The 18,291-nt window shown below is 39.7% G+C and carries 18 protein-coding genes; 4 read left to right on the top strand and 14 right to left on the bottom strand.

Annotated features, from left to right (window positions below):
- The first annotated feature begins 59 nt into the window (after nt 1–59).
- A complete protein-coding gene (locus FFR60_RS16230) occupies nt 60–947 on the top strand; it encodes a VOC family protein (RefSeq protein WP_137664942.1) in 888 nt (295 codons plus the stop codon).
- A gap of 249 nt (nt 948–1,196) precedes the next feature.
- On the top strand, nt 1,197–1,844 hold the full coding sequence (locus FFR60_RS16225) for a TetR/AcrR family transcriptional regulator (RefSeq protein ID WP_137664941.1): 648 nt from the start codon (nt 1,197–1,199) through the stop codon (nt 1,842–1,844).
- Nucleotides 1,845–1,886: 42 nt separating this feature from the next.
- Here FFR60_RS16225 and FFR60_RS16220 read toward each other — a convergent pair whose 3' ends face one another.
- From FFR60_RS16220 to FFR60_RS16180, 8 genes are all read right to left on the bottom strand, one after another.
- Nucleotides 1,887–3,896 (bottom strand): MucBP domain-containing protein, encoded by a 2,010-nt coding sequence (locus FFR60_RS16220; RefSeq protein ID WP_137664940.1) that lies wholly within the window; start codon nt 3,894–3,896, stop codon nt 1,887–1,889.
- Nucleotides 3,897–3,914: 18 nt separating this feature from the next.
- Entirely contained in the window at nt 3,915–4,676 is a 762-nt protein-coding gene (locus FFR60_RS16215) for a winged helix-turn-helix domain-containing protein (protein ID WP_137664939.1), read from the bottom strand.
- 398 nt (nt 4,677–5,074) lie between these two features.
- Nucleotides 5,075–5,638: a helix-turn-helix domain-containing protein gene (locus FFR60_RS16205; protein WP_137664938.1), complete on the bottom strand. Its 564-nt coding sequence runs from the start codon at nt 5,636–5,638 to the stop codon at nt 5,075–5,077.
- 175 nt (nt 5,639–5,813) lie between these two features.
- Complete coding sequence (locus FFR60_RS16200; protein ID WP_137664937.1) at nt 5,814–6,281, bottom strand: S-ribosylhomocysteine lyase; 468 nt, start codon at nt 6,279–6,281, stop codon at nt 5,814–5,816.
- Between the two features lie 192 nt (nt 6,282–6,473).
- The gene (locus FFR60_RS16195; RefSeq protein ID WP_137664936.1) at nt 6,474–7,406 is read right to left on the bottom strand and encodes a PLP-dependent cysteine synthase family protein; all 933 of its coding nucleotides are present in this window, start codon (nt 7,404–7,406) and stop codon (nt 6,474–6,476) included.
- 530 nt (nt 7,407–7,936) lie between these two features.
- Nucleotides 7,937–8,506: a hypothetical protein gene (locus FFR60_RS16190; protein ID WP_137664935.1), complete on the bottom strand. Its 570-nt coding sequence runs from the start codon at nt 8,504–8,506 to the stop codon at nt 7,937–7,939.
- Nucleotides 8,507–8,697: 191 nt separating this feature from the next.
- Nucleotides 8,698–9,984 carry a sensor histidine kinase gene (locus tag FFR60_RS16185; RefSeq protein WP_137664934.1) on the bottom strand — a complete coding sequence of 429 codons (1,287 nt, stop codon included), beginning with the start codon at nt 9,982–9,984 and terminating at the stop codon, nt 8,698–8,700.
- Nucleotides 9,981–10,712 (bottom strand): LytR/AlgR family response regulator transcription factor, encoded by a 732-nt coding sequence (locus tag FFR60_RS16180; RefSeq protein ID WP_137664933.1) that lies wholly within the window; start codon nt 10,710–10,712, stop codon nt 9,981–9,983. The genes FFR60_RS16185 and FFR60_RS16180 overlap by 4 nt, the downstream gene beginning before the upstream one ends.
- Nucleotides 10,713–11,051: 339 nt before the next feature.
- On the opposite strand from FFR60_RS16180, the gene FFR60_RS16175 reads away from it, so the two are divergent.
- On the top strand, nt 11,052–11,567 hold the full coding sequence (locus tag FFR60_RS16175) for a DUF6560 family protein (protein WP_137664932.1): 516 nt from the start codon (nt 11,052–11,054) through the stop codon (nt 11,565–11,567).
- Between the two features lie 126 nt (nt 11,568–11,693).
- Nucleotides 11,694–12,209, top strand: a complete 516-nt coding sequence (locus tag FFR60_RS16170; RefSeq protein ID WP_137664931.1) for a DUF6560 family protein — start codon at nt 11,694–11,696, stop codon at nt 12,207–12,209.
- Between the two features lie 107 nt (nt 12,210–12,316).
- Here FFR60_RS16170 and FFR60_RS16165 read toward each other — a convergent pair whose 3' ends face one another.
- The 6 genes from FFR60_RS16165 to FFR60_RS16140 form a co-directional block, all read right to left on the bottom strand.
- A complete protein-coding gene (locus tag FFR60_RS16165) occupies nt 12,317–13,060 on the bottom strand; it encodes a hypothetical protein (RefSeq protein ID WP_137664930.1) in 744 nt (247 codons plus the stop codon).
- 86 nt (nt 13,061–13,146) lie between these two features.
- Nucleotides 13,147–15,051: a hypothetical protein gene (locus tag FFR60_RS16160; RefSeq protein WP_137664929.1), complete on the bottom strand. Its 1,905-nt coding sequence runs from the start codon at nt 15,049–15,051 to the stop codon at nt 13,147–13,149.
- Between the two features lies 1 nt (nt 15,052).
- Nucleotides 15,053–15,523, bottom strand: coding sequence for a hypothetical protein (locus tag FFR60_RS16155; protein ID WP_137664928.1), 471 nt, complete (start codon nt 15,521–15,523; stop codon nt 15,053–15,055).
- Nucleotides 15,520–16,809, bottom strand: coding sequence for an ABC-three component system protein (locus tag FFR60_RS16150; protein ID WP_137664927.1), 1,290 nt, complete (start codon nt 16,807–16,809; stop codon nt 15,520–15,522). Before FFR60_RS16150 ends, FFR60_RS16155 begins: the two co-directional genes overlap by 4 nt.
- 626 nt (nt 16,810–17,435) lie before the next feature.
- The gene (locus FFR60_RS16145) at nt 17,436–17,960 is read right to left on the bottom strand and encodes a DUF6036 family nucleotidyltransferase (protein WP_137664926.1); all 525 of its coding nucleotides are present in this window, start codon (nt 17,958–17,960) and stop codon (nt 17,436–17,438) included.
- The gene (locus FFR60_RS16140) at nt 17,960–18,217 is read right to left on the bottom strand and encodes a hypothetical protein (RefSeq protein ID WP_137664925.1); all 258 of its coding nucleotides are present in this window, start codon (nt 18,215–18,217) and stop codon (nt 17,960–17,962) included. The genes FFR60_RS16145 and FFR60_RS16140 overlap by 1 nt, the downstream gene beginning before the upstream one ends.
- Nucleotides 18,218–18,291 lie beyond the last annotated feature (74 nt).

Below are 18,291 nucleotides of genomic sequence, written 5' to 3'. Positions count from 1 at the left end.
GTCTAAAAAAGTCTTTCCATTTATACTTATCAAAAGTAAGTAAAAAGCGAGGGATTCTCATGGCAGCATTTCACCACATTTCATTACTAACCAAAGATTGGCAGGAAAATGTGCGCTTCTATACCGAAATTTTAGGGCTGCGATTTGTTAAAAACACGGTCAATCAGGAGAATCATCGGATGCTTCATTACTATTATGGTGATTATCAAGGTTCGCCTGGCAGTGTCGTGACGTTTTTTATCGTGCCGCATTTGGGACATCGCTATGAGAATCGGAATTTTATCGCGACGATCGGTTTGAAGCTGCCGCAAAATAGTTTGGCTTATTGGCAAGAGCGCTTGGCTCGTTATCAGGTCGACTATACGATCAATGGACGGCAATTACACTTCTTTGATGCGGATCAGGTGGCGGTTGTTTTGACAGAAACGGATTTGCCGCCGTTAGCGCCAGAGCAGCAGGTCGAAAATGAGATTCCCGCGGATAAACAGATTTTAGGCTTGAATTCTAGCCAGATTCATGTGAAGGAGCCGCAGGCAACGAGCGAATTTTTTGAACATTTTCTGGGTTGGTCAACGATTGATCGACGTATTCAGTTAAATAATACGGACTTTCTTGAGATTTTGCCGACTGATTCGGATGAGCCTACGCATATGGGGCGAGGCAGTGTGGATCACATCGCCTTTGCGGTCGCGGATGATGCGGCGCTGGATGAGCTTTATCGTCGCGCCGAGAAACAAGGCTGGCAGATCGAAAAAATGGTTTCCCGCGAGTACTTTAAGAGCCTTTATATTCGTGAGCCTGGCGGGAATCGGATGGAATTCGCTACGCTTACTCCCGGCTTTACGATCGATGAATCCTTAGAAAGCTTAGGCACAAATTTTGTCCTGCCGCCGTTTTTAGCGGATCAGCGGGCGGAGATCGAAGCGAATCTCTATCCAGAAAGCTAATAAATCCAAAGCATGGAATGACGTGAGTTCGTTCACTCCATGCTTTTTTGTTTTGTCCGCCACGACAGCCGCAAATTATTACACTCCACCTAATTAATCGTTTATACTCACACCCGCTAACCATTGACAATGCAAAATTTTATTAGTATATATGATACTAAATGTATTTATAATCTTGTATATACGACATCAAATACCACGCGATTATTGAATATTCAGCGAACTAAGTTTTTTTGTAATAATTAATTTATGGAAAAGCTGTCAAAGGAGGCAACGATTATAAAGAATACGAAAGAACGGATCTGGCAAGAGGCTTTAACGCTCTTTTCTGAGCATGGTTATGACGGTGTATCCGTAAAAGAGATCGCGCAAGCTGTAGGCATCAAGGACAGCTCGCTTTACAACCACTATAAGAGCAAGCAAGAAATCTTCGATACGATCTTGATTGAGGCGGCTGAGATTTTAAATGAGGCGAACGATACCTATCTTTTGCCATTGGCCCTTGAGACGGAAGGCTTGTATGTAGATATATCGGCAGAGGACCTGACAGAAATGTTTGTTGATGCGTTTATCTTCTATTTAACGGATGAAACGGCGGCCAAAATCAGAAAGCTGCTTGTTTCTGAACAGCATATCCAAAAATTCGCCGGCGATCTATACAACGAATTGTTCTTTGATTCCCCCATGCACTACCTGACTTCCCTGTTTAACGAGTTGATCCAGCAAGGAACCTTTATTAAGGCGGACCCCTACACTACCGCTATGCACTTTTATGCACCGATGCACTTTCTTATTCGGCGCTGTGACATCCGCCCCGATCTGGTTCAGGAGAACCTCACCTATTTAGAAAACCATATCCAACAATTCGACCAGCTCTACCGCGTTGATCCTAAGTAAAGCAAAAGAAGCCCGACAAATTTGTCGCGGCTTCCTTTTTAATTAGCTTTTTCTTCTTTTTAGTACAAATAGATAACTTCCTAATCCGAAAATCAACGTGATTCCCGCTAAAGTCATGACGTGAGAAAGCTTTGTTTCTTCCCCAGTTTTAGGGAGGATTTTTCCCTGCCAGCCGTAGATGCTGGTAACGGAATGGACGTTGGTCGTCGTGCCATTCGTATCCGTTGGATCGTCAGCAGCAGCGAGTTTCTTCTTATATATATAGACTACCTGCTGTGCTTTGTCCGTGAATTTTCCGGCGGCGGTTCCTTTTACTTCCTTGAAGTCGTAGCCGTCAATTGTTTTTTGCTCTGTCTTGTAGTCTGCTCCGATATTTCCAGTTAATACGACATCCTCGGAAATGCTCTTGCCGTCTTCGTCTTGATATTTGGCTGTCACCGTCGAAGCTTTGGTCTTCACTGTTGCCTTGGTATAGACGTAGGTGACTTCCTGCGGCTGCGCGGTAAAGGTGCCGGCTGCATTTCCCCGTACTTCTTTGAAGGTGTAGCCAGCAATTTCCTTTTGTTCAGAGGTGTATTTTCCGCCTACTTCACCTGTCAGTGTAATAGTATCAGCGAGCGCTTTTCCAGCTTCATCCTGATAGTTTACCGTGACTTTCGCAGTTTCGGCTGAAGTGTCTTTCTTATACACGTAAGTGACTGTTTGCGGTTGATTCGTGAATGGGCCAGTTGGATCGCCTTGGACTTCTTTAAACGTATAGCCGTCAATCGTCTTTTGTTCGGAAACATACGTGTCGCCGATATTTCCTGTCAAAAGCACATCGTCAGCAATCGTTTCTCCTGCTGTGTCTTGATATTTTACTGTCACGTCTCCTGCTTGTTCAGGGTTCTTCGTGTAGATATAAGTGACTGTTTTAGGCTGATCGGTAAACAGTCCGGTTGGTTCGCCTTGGACTTCTTTGAAGGTATAGCCGTCAACAATCTTTTGTTCGGAAACATACGTGTCTCCAACATTTCCCGTCAAGAGCTCTTCGTCAGCAACTTGTTCCCCGTCTTCATCCTGATACTTCACCGTAACATCAGCTCCAGGCTGGAATCTTACGATCGGGATCAAAGCCCGCAAGCTATAAACCCCATATTCTAATGCCCTCGTACCAGCACGAGTAGGAAGTCTCATAAATTCAACGCGAACATAAGCCGCCTCATCAGGAATACTCTCAAACTCCATTCCTTCCTCGGTGTAATCAACCATTGGATACGTGATTTGTTCTTTATCCTCATTCAAAAACCAAGTCATTGGTGGTGATGAATGTGTCGTGCTTGAAAGAAGCGAATTTCCCATGAAATCCTTGAGTGTCTCTTGTTTGTAGAGAAACTCTCCAGTATGACCTTTTTCCAGCATTAAATTCGGCAGCGTTAATTCTGATTGCGTAACAAATTCAGCGGACCAAAGCTCAGTTAAAGCTTCTGACTGAATTCCGATCGAAGAAAAGTCCGCCATGTCTTTAGAAAGGATTCGCAAAGAGTTTGTAGGATTTAAACGATGGATATACTCTCCTAAACCAACAAGCTCACTAGCCGGAACACCATCGTCGTTGCGATTGCCAATTTGCAGCTGTGCAACATTACCTGAATTTTCCAGTTGCTTTAATACATTTGGCATCACATACACAAACGAATCTGCTGCTACTTTGATCGTTGGAACATTTTCAGCAACGATATAGGTCGTATCAAGAGTCAGTAGCTCACCGGCATATTCCAGTCCTGTAAAATCAATGACCGTCCCTTCCGGAATATCTAAGGTGTATTGGTCGAAGGTAAGCATATTCAAACTCGCCATCGCCTCTTTGGTTATCTGACTGGGATCGATCTCTCCCAAATAATAGGCGACCGCTTTTCTTAGATTTGGATCAGGCATCCACGTTTCGACCGCTTCGCTCGCTCGACTCGTGTTGTCCTCAGCTGCATACGCACTTAATGCCGAAGCTCCTCCGCCTAAAACGATGTTGCAGCAAAACAATAAAACAACCAACTTCATACCTAACTTTTTCATGTGTTCGCTCCTTTGAATTTAGTTTTCGGTTTGCGTTGTTACTTCACATTGTGTTTCAACAGTCTGAGAAATGATCGTTAAATACTTATCGAAATCATTGTTCTTCAGAAATTGCAGAAATGGTGCCTGAAGAAAATAGCCTTGCCCCCAGCTAGAGCCCATACCTTCTGTATCGATGCCGGCCGCTAACATTTTCAGCTTCAGACGTTTCGCGATGGCAGACAGATTAGAAAAGCCCGCGTGAGACATTTTCTTCTGCCACATTTTTTGGCAGAGGATCTCTCTAGCCACTGTGTCGCCATTCGCTTCATAAAGATAGACCAGCAGCTGCAGCTCTCTTTTTGAAAGACGGTTGATAAAGTTCGAATAATTCTGACCCGAAAAACCTTCTTCCTTAGCCGGCTGCACGGATTGCTTCTTGTAAAAGCTCGCGCGGGCGATCTTGTCGATGATCTCAGAATCACTGTCGCCTGGTTCGATCCAATAGTCGATATCATTATCCAGCCAAGCAAATTCTGTCGCGCCGATCTGACTTTTGTTTCCCATTCTGAAAAGCGGGATACCGCAGTCCTTGATTCCCTTGATGTATTGGGTTAGTTCAACGTTGGAAATCGTATCGCAAATAATCACCAGTGAAAAATATTGGATCACCTGAATGTGTTCCTTCGCTTGATAAAATAAACTTGAAGAGCAATAAAATTCGGCATTCACTCGTTGCAAAATATTCTCAAGATTAGGTTCAATCGTATGATTTTTACTCAGCAGCAATACTTTTGTCATTACCTGATTCCTCCCTTTTTTTAAAAATCTTGTTCAATCTAAAAATGAAGACATAAGAAAAAGCTCCTCTTACGCCGATCAAACCTTCCTTAAAATGATGCGCTGTCGCTTCATTCATTCGCGCTTTTCCATACAAATTATTTTCATTTTATATTTACACTGAAAGTTAACTAATATATAAACTAGCGCTCACTAGTTTATTTATATATACTAGTAAACACTAACTTTGTCAAGATTATTTTAACTTAAAAATCATCATAAAATGTAATTACTCTTTAATAGGAGCTTTATTTTTATTCTTTTAGCAGTATATTTTTGAGAAAATAATCGAAATCAATCATTTGAAAGTTTTTATCTATTGATTTTTATTGTGTTTCATGTCGCAAAGCTTTTCCTATTTAACCCAAATAAATCATCACTTCAAGTGCAACAAAAATACCGATCAACAGAACCTTTCCTAATGGATGGTACGGATTGATCGCCCAGCCGACACCAAACGATTTCGGAATGATCAACGGCGCCTGCATTCCGCTGGTAGCATCTTCTTTCGGAATAATCAGAAAGAAGCGCACCATCGAAAAGAGAAACACGATCCCTACGATCAACATCGGCCACAGCTTTTGATCGGCAATCTTAGGTATCCGAGTCACCACAAAAGCAAATGCAACCGTCAGCACCAATAAGCCGACAAACACGCCATCAAACACCTTCCGCCGCTTGGTCCGTTTGACCAGCTCTGCGTCCTTCTTCATCTTATCCATAAGTCCTTCATCCCCCTTCAACAATTCATCTAAGGAGATGCCGTAATAATCGCTGATGGAAATAATCATCGGAATGTCGGGAAAGTTCCTGCCCACCTCCCAGTTCGAGATCGTCTGTCGCGATACATGCAAATGATCGGCGACCTCCTGTTGGGTCAATCCCAAGCTCATTCGTTGTGTCTTTAATTTTTCTCCTAGCAATACTTCATCCCCCTAAATCAAACTTACTTGTCGAAAAGTTAAGTTACAAGCAACGTACCAAAGCTTCCTAAAAAAGACAAGCAAGAGTTACAAGCATTGTTGGTGTAGCAGCATTTCCAGCAGGTCTATTGGAAAAAGAAAAAGCCGACTCTTCTTTGAGTTGGCTCCTGATAATCTATTCTTCCGCCGCGAAGATCGTATCCCATTCGTCGCGTTTGTTTAAAAATTCTTCTGCTAATGCTTGCGCGCCTTCCAATGTGTGGTTCGCCGCCCAGCCGCATTGAACTGGATTGCTTGCGGGAACTTCGGTTGCTTGTAATACGTCCTTCATTGTCAGCTCCACCACATCCATGATTGCTTCGATGTCGTCATGGTTTAAGACGGTCAGGTAAAAGCCTGTCTGGCAGCCCATCGGGGACCAGTCCACGATGTAATCCGCATGGTTGCGAATCAATTCCGCCGTCAAATGCTCCAGCGAGTGCAACGCCGCCATTTCCATATAGGCTTGGTTCGGCTGCTTTAACCGAACATCGTATTTCACGATCAAATCGCCGTTCGCTCCTGTTTTCTTGTCCGCCACGCGAATATACGGTGCCTGCACCTTCGTGTGATCGAGGTTGAAGCTTTCTACATTCATTTTCATCTTCGTTCGCCTCCATTATTTTTTCCGCGACGGTCCGCTCCTGTTAGTAAGACCGCCGCAGAACGTAACCTTCTGTATTGCTTTTATAAATACGCTCGCAAAGCTTCATTTTTTAGATGAAGACGTGCGATGATGCCCGCATTTATTTTTGCCAACCTATAAATTCCATAACTTGGCAAGCTGGAGAATGCCTCAATACTCCTCCCGCGAATAAATTTCCTTTGATAAGTAGCGATCCCCCGCATCTGGGAAAACCGTTACGACCCGACTTCCCGCAGGCAGCTTGGCAATCTCCGCAAGGGCAGCCACCATCGCCGCACCCGACGAACTGCCGATCAAAACACCATGCTCCTTCGCCAGCCGCCGAGTCATCGCAAAACCAGCCGTATCACTGACCGTCGTAAAACCGCTGATCGGCAATCCTTCAAGAAAAGCAGGAATAAATTCCACACCAATGCCTTCGATCTCATGACCATGACTCACACCGCCATTTAGGATCGAGCCTTCAGGTTCCACCCCGATCAAACGGATCGCCGGATTTCTTTCCAGCAGATAACGAGCCACACCGCTGAAGGTTCCGCCGCTGCCAATCCCCGCCACAAAACTCGTGATCTCCGTTCCAAGATCCGCCACCAGCTCAGGAGCCAATGTCCGATAATACGCCTCTGGATTGGCTGGATTTTCAAACTGCAACGGCAAATAGCTGTCGGCGATTTCCTCATGGAGCCTTTTCGCCTCCGCGATCGCACCGCTGATCCCTTCATCAGTCGGCGTGTGAACAATCTTTGCACCCAATGCCTTCATCAACGCCTGCTTTTCCATACTGAACTTTTCTGGAACCACAAAGATCGTCGGCAAGCCCGCCCCCAATGCCGCAAGCGCGACACCGATCCCAGTATTCCCAGCAGTCGGCTCAATAATGGTCGTGCCCTCCTTGATCCTGCCTTGTTCAAGACCTTCATCAATCAGATAAACGCCTAACCGGTCCTTGATACTGCCGCCTGGATTCAAATATTCCAGCTTCGCATAGATCGCCGATCCCTCGGGAATTTCCGTGAAATGCTGATGGGTAAAACGCAGCAGCGGAGTATGCCCGATCGCCGCCTGAATCGAATCTATAATCATGGTTGTACTCCTATCTTGTACTTAAGGATTTATTTCGAAAAATGGGTATTTCCTTCTCATTCAACTACGCCGTTCAAATAGTTATCAGATTTTTGGGTAACAAAAAAGGTGCTGACTATTAATCAGCACCTTGAGCTTCCACTATGTCGATACCAGAAAATCCCCGAAGCGGGCAGTATCAAAAATAAGCGAATGTTGGGCAGTTAATAGACACGACAAAATGGTATGCTGCTTTTTAGCACCATACAACAACAGCAAGATTTAGTTGCGAATTGTTTGCCGAATGTCATGTCTCTGCCTCCCCAAAATTTAGAACGGTCGTAATGTTTTTAAAAATTTACCACAGCGAGAAACTCCTGTCAAAGGAAATACTCAGGGGATTTTAATTTTGTGCGGTGGGATGAAGAATAGACGACAACTTGCAAAGCAGAACTTTCGTCACCTTGAATGTTTAGCCGGATAACAAAAAAAGCGGGCGAATTGAATTCGCTCCGCCCGATTGTATTTTTCAAATGATGCCTGTCACTTGTTTACGTCCTTATTTTACGTGGATGCTTTCCTATTTTTCCCTTTTTCAGCAAATAGGCTACCGCTAAAGGAACGATAGCGCCAATTACCCAGTTAATCATGATCCAAGGAAAGTTCTTCCCGAAAAAGTAATCATAAATGGTAGGGATTGTCTTTCTCCAATATACGTAGATGATAATTTCCATAATCCAGCCTAATGGCACTTGAAACAGTCCGATAAAAATAGCGTTCAGATAAATGTTTCTGTAGGCAACCTCTTTGAAATAGAAAAAATACGAACACCACCCGATAACCAGCGGTGTTACCACAATAAAAGAAACAAGCCAATAGGCCCAAAGATTCGGACCAAGCAAATAAGTGATCCCATCAATCTTGACCGGTTGAAATAGAAAGTAGAGTGGAAATAGTGCGAGCCCGCCAATCAGATAACCAGCCACAGAAAAATCAATGGCGGCTGTGAGCGTATGAAGTACTGTTCCTTTTTTACTTACCAAACGATGGAGCAAAAATGATACGACAAAAATTGCTGCCGGGAATGCGACAATCTGCAAGAATACGGATAACACTTTCATTGGAATAGTTTTTCCTTCCTGTTTAACATTATTTGCGGAGCTTCCTCCATGAGAGGATGCTAGATAGCCGCTTCAGCCAACTTGTGAGAACAATTCTACCTGCTAGGATAGAGCGTTACAAGGTGATACCCGCTACAATGTATTAAACAGGGTGGTTTCTCGTCATAACTATTTTTCGCCCGCTTGGATTCTTATTCAAACAACGTAAACTCAATTTGAAAGTGTTGATCAGTATACTGACTTTGCAGATCACCGCGATAACTATTTACGATGGAACGGACGCTTTCCAGACCAAGACCGTGGTTGGCAGGGGCTTTTTTTCTCGTTTGCAGATCAACATGCTTCCCGTCAGTACTGTTTTCACAGTTCACAATCAACGATGCATTGTAATACACCACACGCAAACGGATATACCGCTTATTGGTGCAGTGCTGACAGGCTTCGATGGCGTTGTCCAGAATGTTCCCCAAAGCAGCAACCAAATCACTGCCGTTCATCTGTACATCCTCCGGCAGCTTCACATCAAAGTCGCACAGAATATTGTTCTCCCGCGCCTGCTTGTACTTGGCTCCCAACAAAGCATTGATCGCAGGATGCGCCGTAAAATCATACTGGGTATCCGCAGCTAGCCGGGCAACCAACTGCTGCACATTCTTCTCCGCTTTTTCTAAGTTGCCTGTCCGCAGCAGCCCGTCAAGCGCAATCAACTGATTTTGCATATCGTGCTTCATGATGCGAATTTCCTTCTGATGTGCTTCAACCTGCTGATAATAATCCTCCCGCATTTGGTTCTGCTGCTCTCGTAAGGCATAGCTCTGATTTTGAGCGTAATACTGCTCTATCCTTTCAAAAAAGAAAAAAGCGGCTACATCCATAACAACAATGATCAGTGCGATGACCAGTAATCCAGTCCTTTCCAGATACTTGAACCCCAGAAAAAGCAACAGTAGACTCAGCAGCGGAACCAGCGACTCCAGTGCATACAGACTTAAGGGCTTTGTGATAAAGCCTTTATTTTTGCGCACCCTTTTAATGATGACTACGAGTCCGTACATCAACAAAAGCAGCATCCAATTGACGGCGTACGCTTCCACAGGTTTGACACTTAGGATGGAGTCCAGCTGCTTCCACCACAAAAAAAGCGTCATCGAGATCGCTTCAGCCATAGTGGAAAGCGCGATCAGAAAGAGTGTCAAAAAGCAGCGTTTAGACAGTTTTCCTGCATACGGAAGCGTCACGATGAAAAAACAAAGTGCCGCTTTAAAGATGCTTCCTAAAGCAAATGCAATCGTGTTCAGCGGAAAAGCTGACTCCACCAGCTCGCTAAGCAATGACCAAAGAATGCCGGCAGCCAATAGCAACCCTACCACCCTAGAACTGCTCCAGCCTCTTTTTTTCTCAAGATATAGTCCATGAAACAGGTACCCTACACTTACAGTCAAGATTTCGTGAATGACTAGAATCAAGATACTGATCATAGCCGCACCCCGCCTGTACGCGCCAAAACAAATCGACGATACGCCGCATGAAAGGTATCATGATGAAGATTGCTGATCGAAATTTTAGCACCGCTGCGCATCTCAATCAGCCAGCTTTCCAGATTCTTAACCTGCTCCAGATTAATAAGGTAAGATCTATGTGGCTGCACGAAGGTAAGACCAGCAGCTTTCTCTACCGCATCCTTCATCCTGCCGTAATATTCAATTTGCTGCCCGTCCGTGGTGTGGATAATCAGCTTTCTTCCTTGGCTTTCTATACTTTCTATTTGGGATAAAAACAGACTGTGTTTCTTTTTGCGAATAGTATAAGTGTAGATTGTACGGTGTTTCTCCAACAGCCGCACCGCTGACAAAAAGATACCCTTCACCGATTCTTGCTCAAAGGGCTTTACAATATACTGAAATGCCAAGACACGAAACGCCTCTGGCATCAACTCACGATGCCCTGTGACAAAAATAAGGATGGCATCCGCATCCTGTTCTCGTATTCGCCTTGCTGTCTCCAGTCCATTCGTTCCAGCCATTTCAATATCCAAAAGATAAATCTGAAATTGCCGAGGATGCACCTCTAACGTTTGTAAAAGCGCGTCGCCAGAAGAATATAGCCCTATCTCACACTGGTAACCCAGCTCGGCTACGACTTCAGCGACCAGTTTTTGAAGCACCGCATTCACTGTTTGTTCGTCATCACATATGGCGATTCTCAACGCTCACCCTCCTCTATCGTTTTTTTACACATTGTGCACATCCGGCTATTAGTCAACTTTCCGTTCATAGTCTTTTCATAACATTATACCAAATCACTATTCCCCACGGCTTTTAAACTTAATGAAAGACACGTTCAAATAACCAATAAAAAAAGGCCTCTTGGCAATTATCAACTATTGGTCTATCTATTCGAAGCGGAGAACCTCAATTCCAATAGACACCGCATCCCCCATGCTTTAAAATTGGTATTATTAAGCAAACTAGAAAAATGAGCGGCTTTGTTTCGAGTCATGGAAAAATGTTGAAGCGTATCATTGCACAAGGAGGGTGATTGATTAATGAAAAGTTTGATTACGGTGTGCATCGTTGGGGTGGTACTGGCACTTTTAGAAAACAATACGAAGAAAAAAGGCATCAAGCGAGGACAAAAGAAATTCACGATTCGAACACCTAGGTCTTATTTTATTTTTGGTGTCGTCGAAGCCGGAATGGTCGGCGGAATTTTAATATGGGGCGAACTAACTAACCAACTAAATATTTTTTATATTATAGTATTATTTCTTGGTGCCCTTCCGGGTCTGCTGCTGATGATCTTACCTATCGCTGGCATGTGGGAAGTCCAAGTAGATGGAGACAACATCGAAGCCATTAAATTATTTGTCTTAAAAAAGCACTTCTTATTTTCAGAGATCACCCACTGCAAAGAAACACGCGGCGGCTGGAAAGTATATGTCAATGGCAAACGCAAAAAAGCCTTCTTCGTTGACCGAATGATGGAAGGCGCAAATCTTTTTCTCAAACGAATCGAAAAGGCAAATATTCCCATCGAAGAAATGAAACGTGAAAAAGATTAAAAGATGATCTGAATACACGCCAAAGAAAAGAAATTTTGCATAGTTCGAAAAGGAGCAATGAGCGGTATTATTGGAGACATGGGAAAATGTTAAAGCGTATCATTGCATAAGGAAGGTGATTGGGTAATGAAAAGTTTGATTACGGTGTGCATCGTTGGAGTGGTACTAGCATTTTTAGAAAACAATACGAAGAAAAAAGGTATTAAGCGAGGACAAAAGAAATTCACGATTCGGACGCCTAGGTCTTATTTTATTTTTGGTGCCGTCGAAGCCGGAGTGATGGGCGGAGTTTTGATATGGAGCGAACTAACTGACCAGCTAAGACTTTTTTATATTTTGGCATTTTTTATTGCTGCTTCTCCGGGTCTGCTGCTGATGATCTTACCTATCGCTGGCATGTGGGAAGTCCAAGTAGATGGAGACAACATCGAAGCCATCAAATTATTTGTCTTTAAAAAGCAGTTCTTATTTTCAGAGATCACCCACTGCAAAGAAACACGCGGCGGCTGGAAAGTATATGTCAATGGCAGACACAGAAAAGCCTTCTTCGTTGACCGAATGATGGAAGGCGCGAACCTTTTTCTCAAACGAATCGAAAAGGCAAATATTCCCATCGAAGAAATGAAACGTGAAAAAGATTAAAAGAAAAGAACTTGAGCATAATTTAAAAAAGGAGCATGAAATGACGAATCGTTCATTCCATGCTCCTTTTTCACGCGAAGAATCGCTATTCAAATATAGAGATTATGCTACGGTCTCAAATCTGGATACAGTCTAATCAAGTTTTCCGCTGTTTGTGCGATTTGACTGTTTGTCGCATTGCCAGCGTTTGCTTCTAGTATTTCTTCATCTGGAATCGAAGCTAAAACATCTGCATCCAGCTCTTGATTATTCTCCATAATATCTCTAATCATATTTGCTCTTTCGTGATCCGATGCAGTATTTCCTTCTGTAGAAGATGATGCCTGTCCTTCCTTATTGACCAGACTGGTATCCAAATATTTTTTCGAAACCACGATCCAACCTTTATCGGGCATACTTTGGAAATAGCCTGACTCTTCAAGAAATTCATCGCTGCTAATCCTAAACGAATCTAATGTATCAATCTGTTGCGTCGTCATCTCTACTGTCGCATACAGCAAACCATCGTCTCTAGTTTCTAATTCAATTTCAAAATCAGGATCATTATATGGATCGATGTTCTTTCTTTTAATCCAAATAGAAGCAACCCATTCTTTAACCTGTGCAGCGCTTAAATTTTTCGTATCTACTTCATTCGTTTCTTCTGATTGGCTAGATGAACTCGGCGCAGTGGTACTAGAAGTCACTTGCGTTTCCTCAGAAGAACTCGAACTTTTTGTTGTCGAAGACACTTCGACCTTCACCGATGAAGGACTGTGAGTAGACTCGGTACTTTGTCCATTGTCTTTTCCGCAGCTAGCTAGAAAAAATGGTGAGGATAGGATAAAAAATAGAAATGTGAGTTTTTTCATAGAAATCTCCTTTTTGAGATGATAATCCTTTTTTTATCAGTGGAACTATCCCATGTAATTTCCTCTGAATTAACCTAAAACATCTCTTATTGTTCTTCTTCAAGAAACTCATTCTTACTTTGATCAATAAATCCATGTTTACCACTTCTAAATGTGTACTTAACGTTACCTATCATTTCAGTTGGTGGCGTATTTTCAACAACAATTACCTGGGCTTCAGTAGAGAGTTTCTGCAACATGTAAAATATGTTTAAGTATACTTCTGGATCGTTTATTTTTTCTCCTTCTTCAATTTCTTGATTCTTATTCGTACCAAAATACTTACTAATAGAATCGAGTAGGAGTATCTGAGGATGAAACTTAGATTCTTTATTTGAAATGATGGCATTCAAATAGGAAAGTTGCATACATTCTAATAAGCCACCACTATCCTGTTCATAAACACTAGCATTTTTATAGTACGGAATATAATCTTTAGGATCGATAAAAGAACCCTGTAATTCGGAATATTTCATTTTTTTCATGTCTTCTAAATAGCTTTTATTCAGCGTTTCAATGATTAAATCTTTTCTTCGTCCTTTTTCTTCCATACCTTTCAGTTTTTCTTTTAATTTCATTAATTTTGTTTCTTCAACGTCTATATTTTTGGTTAACTCATCTATTTTATTAAAAACTCGCTTGCTTTCAAGCAATATCTCTCGATTTTTATCATAGTTATTTATATTTACATTAATACTATTTAGTTCTGGCAAAAAGGGAGTTTGTATATCCTTAGCAAATTCCTCTAGAGCTAATAATAAAATTTCTTTTTTTCTATTCTTTTTATCAATCAGCTTTTTTAAATCTAAAATTTTTATGTTGCTAGTTTCTATTACCCCTTCCACCATGCTTATCTTATTTTCTATATCCTTCATAATAGTTTTAAAATTATTCTTGGATTGTTTCTCAATTTTTTCTTCATGAAAACTATTTTTTATTTTAGAATTGCACAATGGGCATGTTAACTCATGCTCATTTATCCTCAGTTTGTAATTTATTTCTTCAGTAGTTTTGATATCTTTCTCTTCTAGAGCATAGTCTTTTAAAAGTATTTGATTACTATTTACACCTAATTGTAATTCATTTACTCTTTTCTTAAATGATTGAATTTCGTTTTCCAATTCTCGTATCTCGTTATTTAAAACTACGTAGTCTCTATTACTTTTTACAACTTCTTGATTTTCACTTTGTCTTTGAACAATCTCATTTTTTCTTTTTTGCAATTTTTCAATTTGCTCATCTAGATTCTCTATCTGATCTAAAAGTTCTACAAAATTTGAATTTCCTCTTTGTTTTAAATAGCCTTCTAGATTCTCTTTACTCTTTCTATAGTCTTCAATACGATTTTGAATTTTAACTATTTCGGTTTGAATATTATTTTGAGAGTAATCAATTAGATCAAATATCATTTCAAAGCAAATAGGATTTTTATATCGTTTCATCGGTTCATTATGGGAAAGAAAGTTGTGCGTCCCTAGATCATGCTGATTAACAAAACAGTACCTATAGATATCTCTAAAAGAAATAGTTTCAGTAGTTAATCTATTCGTTCTAGCTTTGTTTTTAGTTTTTGTAAATTCAATAGCCCCAAGTTTGTCCATTAAAAAACTTTGTAGTTTCTTTTTATCAAATTTTTCTGGTATATACTCGTCAATATCTTTATATTCAGAGTAATAAACCCAGAAAATTGAAACTCCCTTTTTAATACTTCTAGAAATTGTAAAAATTTCTCCTGATATTTCTATTTCCAAAAAAATAAAATCCACATTAGCATCTAACTCGGTCTGTACTTTTAAAGAAATACTGCTCCCTTTTCCTAAACAGTAATCAATAAGTGAAAGAACCAAAGACTTTCCAGAAGTTTTTTCTCCTCTGATAATATTTAATCCTGCAGAAAATTCCAGAGTTCTTTGATATGAATCTCCACGAACTATCAATTTTCTAATAATCATTTTAGAACTCTCCCTCATACAGCAAATTTTGAAATTCAGAATTTTTTGTTCCATAAGAGCATTCATCCATAATAATTGATATATGATTTAAATACACATTGATACTTTCAGATTGCCAAGAATCGATAGCTGCAATCCCATCTTTTGATATCGAGACTTTTAAACCGTTTAACTGTGTAGTTATATCTCCATCAACCTTTACGAACCCCAGATTTTCAAGATAAATTATAATCTCATTAATTCTCTTTTTGTCTCTAAGATATTTGTAAATCAACGGTGTGTTACCACTACTAGTTTTAAAATATAAAACCGAGTAATAATATAATAATTGTTCCAGTGTTAGCTTCCTTTGCCTCAAACTGATTTTCGCTTGATATAAAATACTAAGATACTTCAAAATATCCAATTTTTTATTATCAAATAGTAAATCGATTTCAACTGGTAGATGAGATGGTCTATTCAATTTTGTCATAAACGCTCGCTCCCCCACCAAATATCTTTTTCACGATCGTCAGCAAGAACATGAATGAATCCCTTATTTTCTGAACCTGTTGGTTTGTTTGATTCATTCACTAATCGATCTATGTTGATTTGCCCTAGGTTCTCATGAATGACCATAAGTAATTCTTCGCTGGATTTTCCTTCTCTATAGTAAATCTGACTATACTTCTCTTTATAAGTCATAAAAACTTCAGCTAAAATCCCATCAATAAATTCTTTAGGCAATCCAAGTTTTTGGCTTTTTCTTATAAATTTCTCTGCTGCAATATAAAAATACTTACTAATATCCCGTAAATCTTCCCCTATATCAGCAAGTCTAAGCTTACGGTAAAATAGATTGTCTTCATAAGTTATTCCTTTAGTGAGCAGCTCATCTATTCCGACAGCTGGATAATCGATTGCATCTTTCTTTTCACTCTTTACATCAGAAGATTCCTCAGTAATCTCGTTTAATAACTTCCTTATTTCATCAACGTGAGAGGAATTCTCTATATTATATTCTATTACTCGTATTCCATATTCTTTGCTTAAACTGTCTTTTTTTCTGCTATCTATCGAATCAGAATTTGTTATCATGTAATGTGTTCCTTTAAAGAAGTTTTTGTGGTTCTTGACAAGCGTTTTTACAAAGTCATCATCAAAAGAGAAACCCAAAAAGAGAAAACTATAATTGCTAGAGAATGCACTCATAAGTTTATCAAAATTTGGAGTTGAATAAACCTCATCATATTTCTGTGATGAAATCACTATAGAATCAGGATCGGAAACGCATCCATGAATATGGAAAAGATATTTTTCTTTATCATTATCAAATAATCTTTGTACATTAGATGTGTATTCCGTTAATGATTTGAATCCATTTATACCTTGCATATAATCATCCAGTAATCTGTCATAATTAGTAGTTAAATAAATTTTGAAATTATCCTTTTTCAAATCAACATAGTTATTGTCAATAGCTCTATTTAAGTCTGCTTTTCTTAATGAGTAATCTTTCGAAATTTTTTCTTGTATAGGCTGATCATCTATATGTCCGTATTTTTTTATAGCTTCAATAGCTTCTTGGTAGTTTTTTGATTCTAAATCAAAATCAATTACCTCCCAAAAAGATTCTTTTAGTAATTGCTCTTTCAACTCATTAATCAGCTCTGGCCAAGGTTTCAATTGGAATGGGATAGATAATCCGGCCCCAATAAATGGGATTATTTTTTTCTCTTGATATCTTCTTTTAAGTTCATCAATGAAATATTGAGTCATAAGTTTACACTCCTAGATTAGAAAAATTCTTACGACAATTTTACCACAATTGAATCACGCTTGTTATATAAAAGGGAAATTAGTCGTAAAGTATCGCATTTAGTTCTTTTCAAACCCATATACATATCGTTAAATTAAATAAAAATATTTTTATATTAATATTTTTTGATCTCAATTACGAAAGCTGTGATTATTGCTATTTATTCATTTTTCTTATTTAAAAAGAAAGAGGCCCTAAGACCTCTTACTGCTGACCCACCAGCACTTCATCCACCCCAACCTGCTCATAAACCTTACCATCCAACCGATGCCTTGTCCGGCTAGCTTGTCTTTTAGGTGTTTGACCATGACGGATAGCTAGGGCAAGCAGATTTCTTCTCTTGAGATGCTTTTTTTCATCAAACAGACGATTGCTCTATTCCTGATCTTTTTTCAACTCTTCCAACTTTCAATTTAGAATACTTAGAAAATAAAAAACTTGAAGCGAGAGTTTTCAATTCTGCTCCAAGTTTATTTGACATTTGCGTATCTATTCTAGATGACAGGAACGTTAATCTGTTTTTGAGTCTATTTCTCCTGTTTATCAAACAAAAAGCAAACTATAAGTTGTTGAACTGCCCCTTTAGTTAGCTAGTTGTAATTCCGTAGCTTTTTAATACTTCTTTTAATGTAACATAATTACTATTAAAACTATTTGGATTTAAAACATAATCCTTGTACTCATCTAGCATTTGCTGAAGTTTTTTCGGATCACAAGCTGCTAAAATCCCCTGCTGAACCAAATCCTCTTCGTCCTTTTTTCGGTCGCTAAATATTTTCGTTACAGCGAAATACTCTACTGTAGGAACAATAACTTTTAAATTCGAATATGTTAAAGTAGCAAATGGTTCAATGTCCTCAACTGGCGGCACTTCTACGACCGAAACTTCTTCCATCCCTCTAGAAAACAATAACTCTCGCCAGATATCATATTTTGAATTATCATCAATTGAACTCAGTAAAAAATCAATATCCAAAGTTTGTCTATAGCCATCTAGTAAGAAACGACCAGCAAAGCCGCCAATCAAAATTACTGTAGTAAAAATATTTTGTTCAACCATTGCCTGATTCAACGCTTCCAGTTGGCTCTCTAAAATTGGTATGTTCTTCATTATGCTACCAATTCTTTTTTAGCTAATTTATACAATTCATCACTTTTACAATAAGCATTTAGAGCATTCGTATATTTGTACAATCTATTTTGATCGTAATTTTTATTTTCCGTAGAAAACATTACAGTGGGTTTAAACAGTAAAAAGAGGACACGCTTCTGCTCAGAGTATCTTTCAGAATCTTTGCTATTTCTCAATGATTTAAGCTGCAATCTTTGCAATGTAAATCTTCTCCAAAAAAACTTCATTCTCTTCACAGTATCCACCCTCTTTCATTTTTCACATTTCTATCTATAAATAGTATAGCAAATTCAAGATTTTGAAACAATCT

It is taken from the genome of Enterococcus hulanensis, assembly GCF_005405485.1.
GTDB lineage: Bacteria > Bacillota > Bacilli > Lactobacillales > Enterococcaceae > Enterococcus_A > Enterococcus_A hulanensis.
The sequence above is the reverse complement of the archived record's forward strand: the minus strand, read 5'-3'. Positions and strand labels throughout refer to the sequence as shown.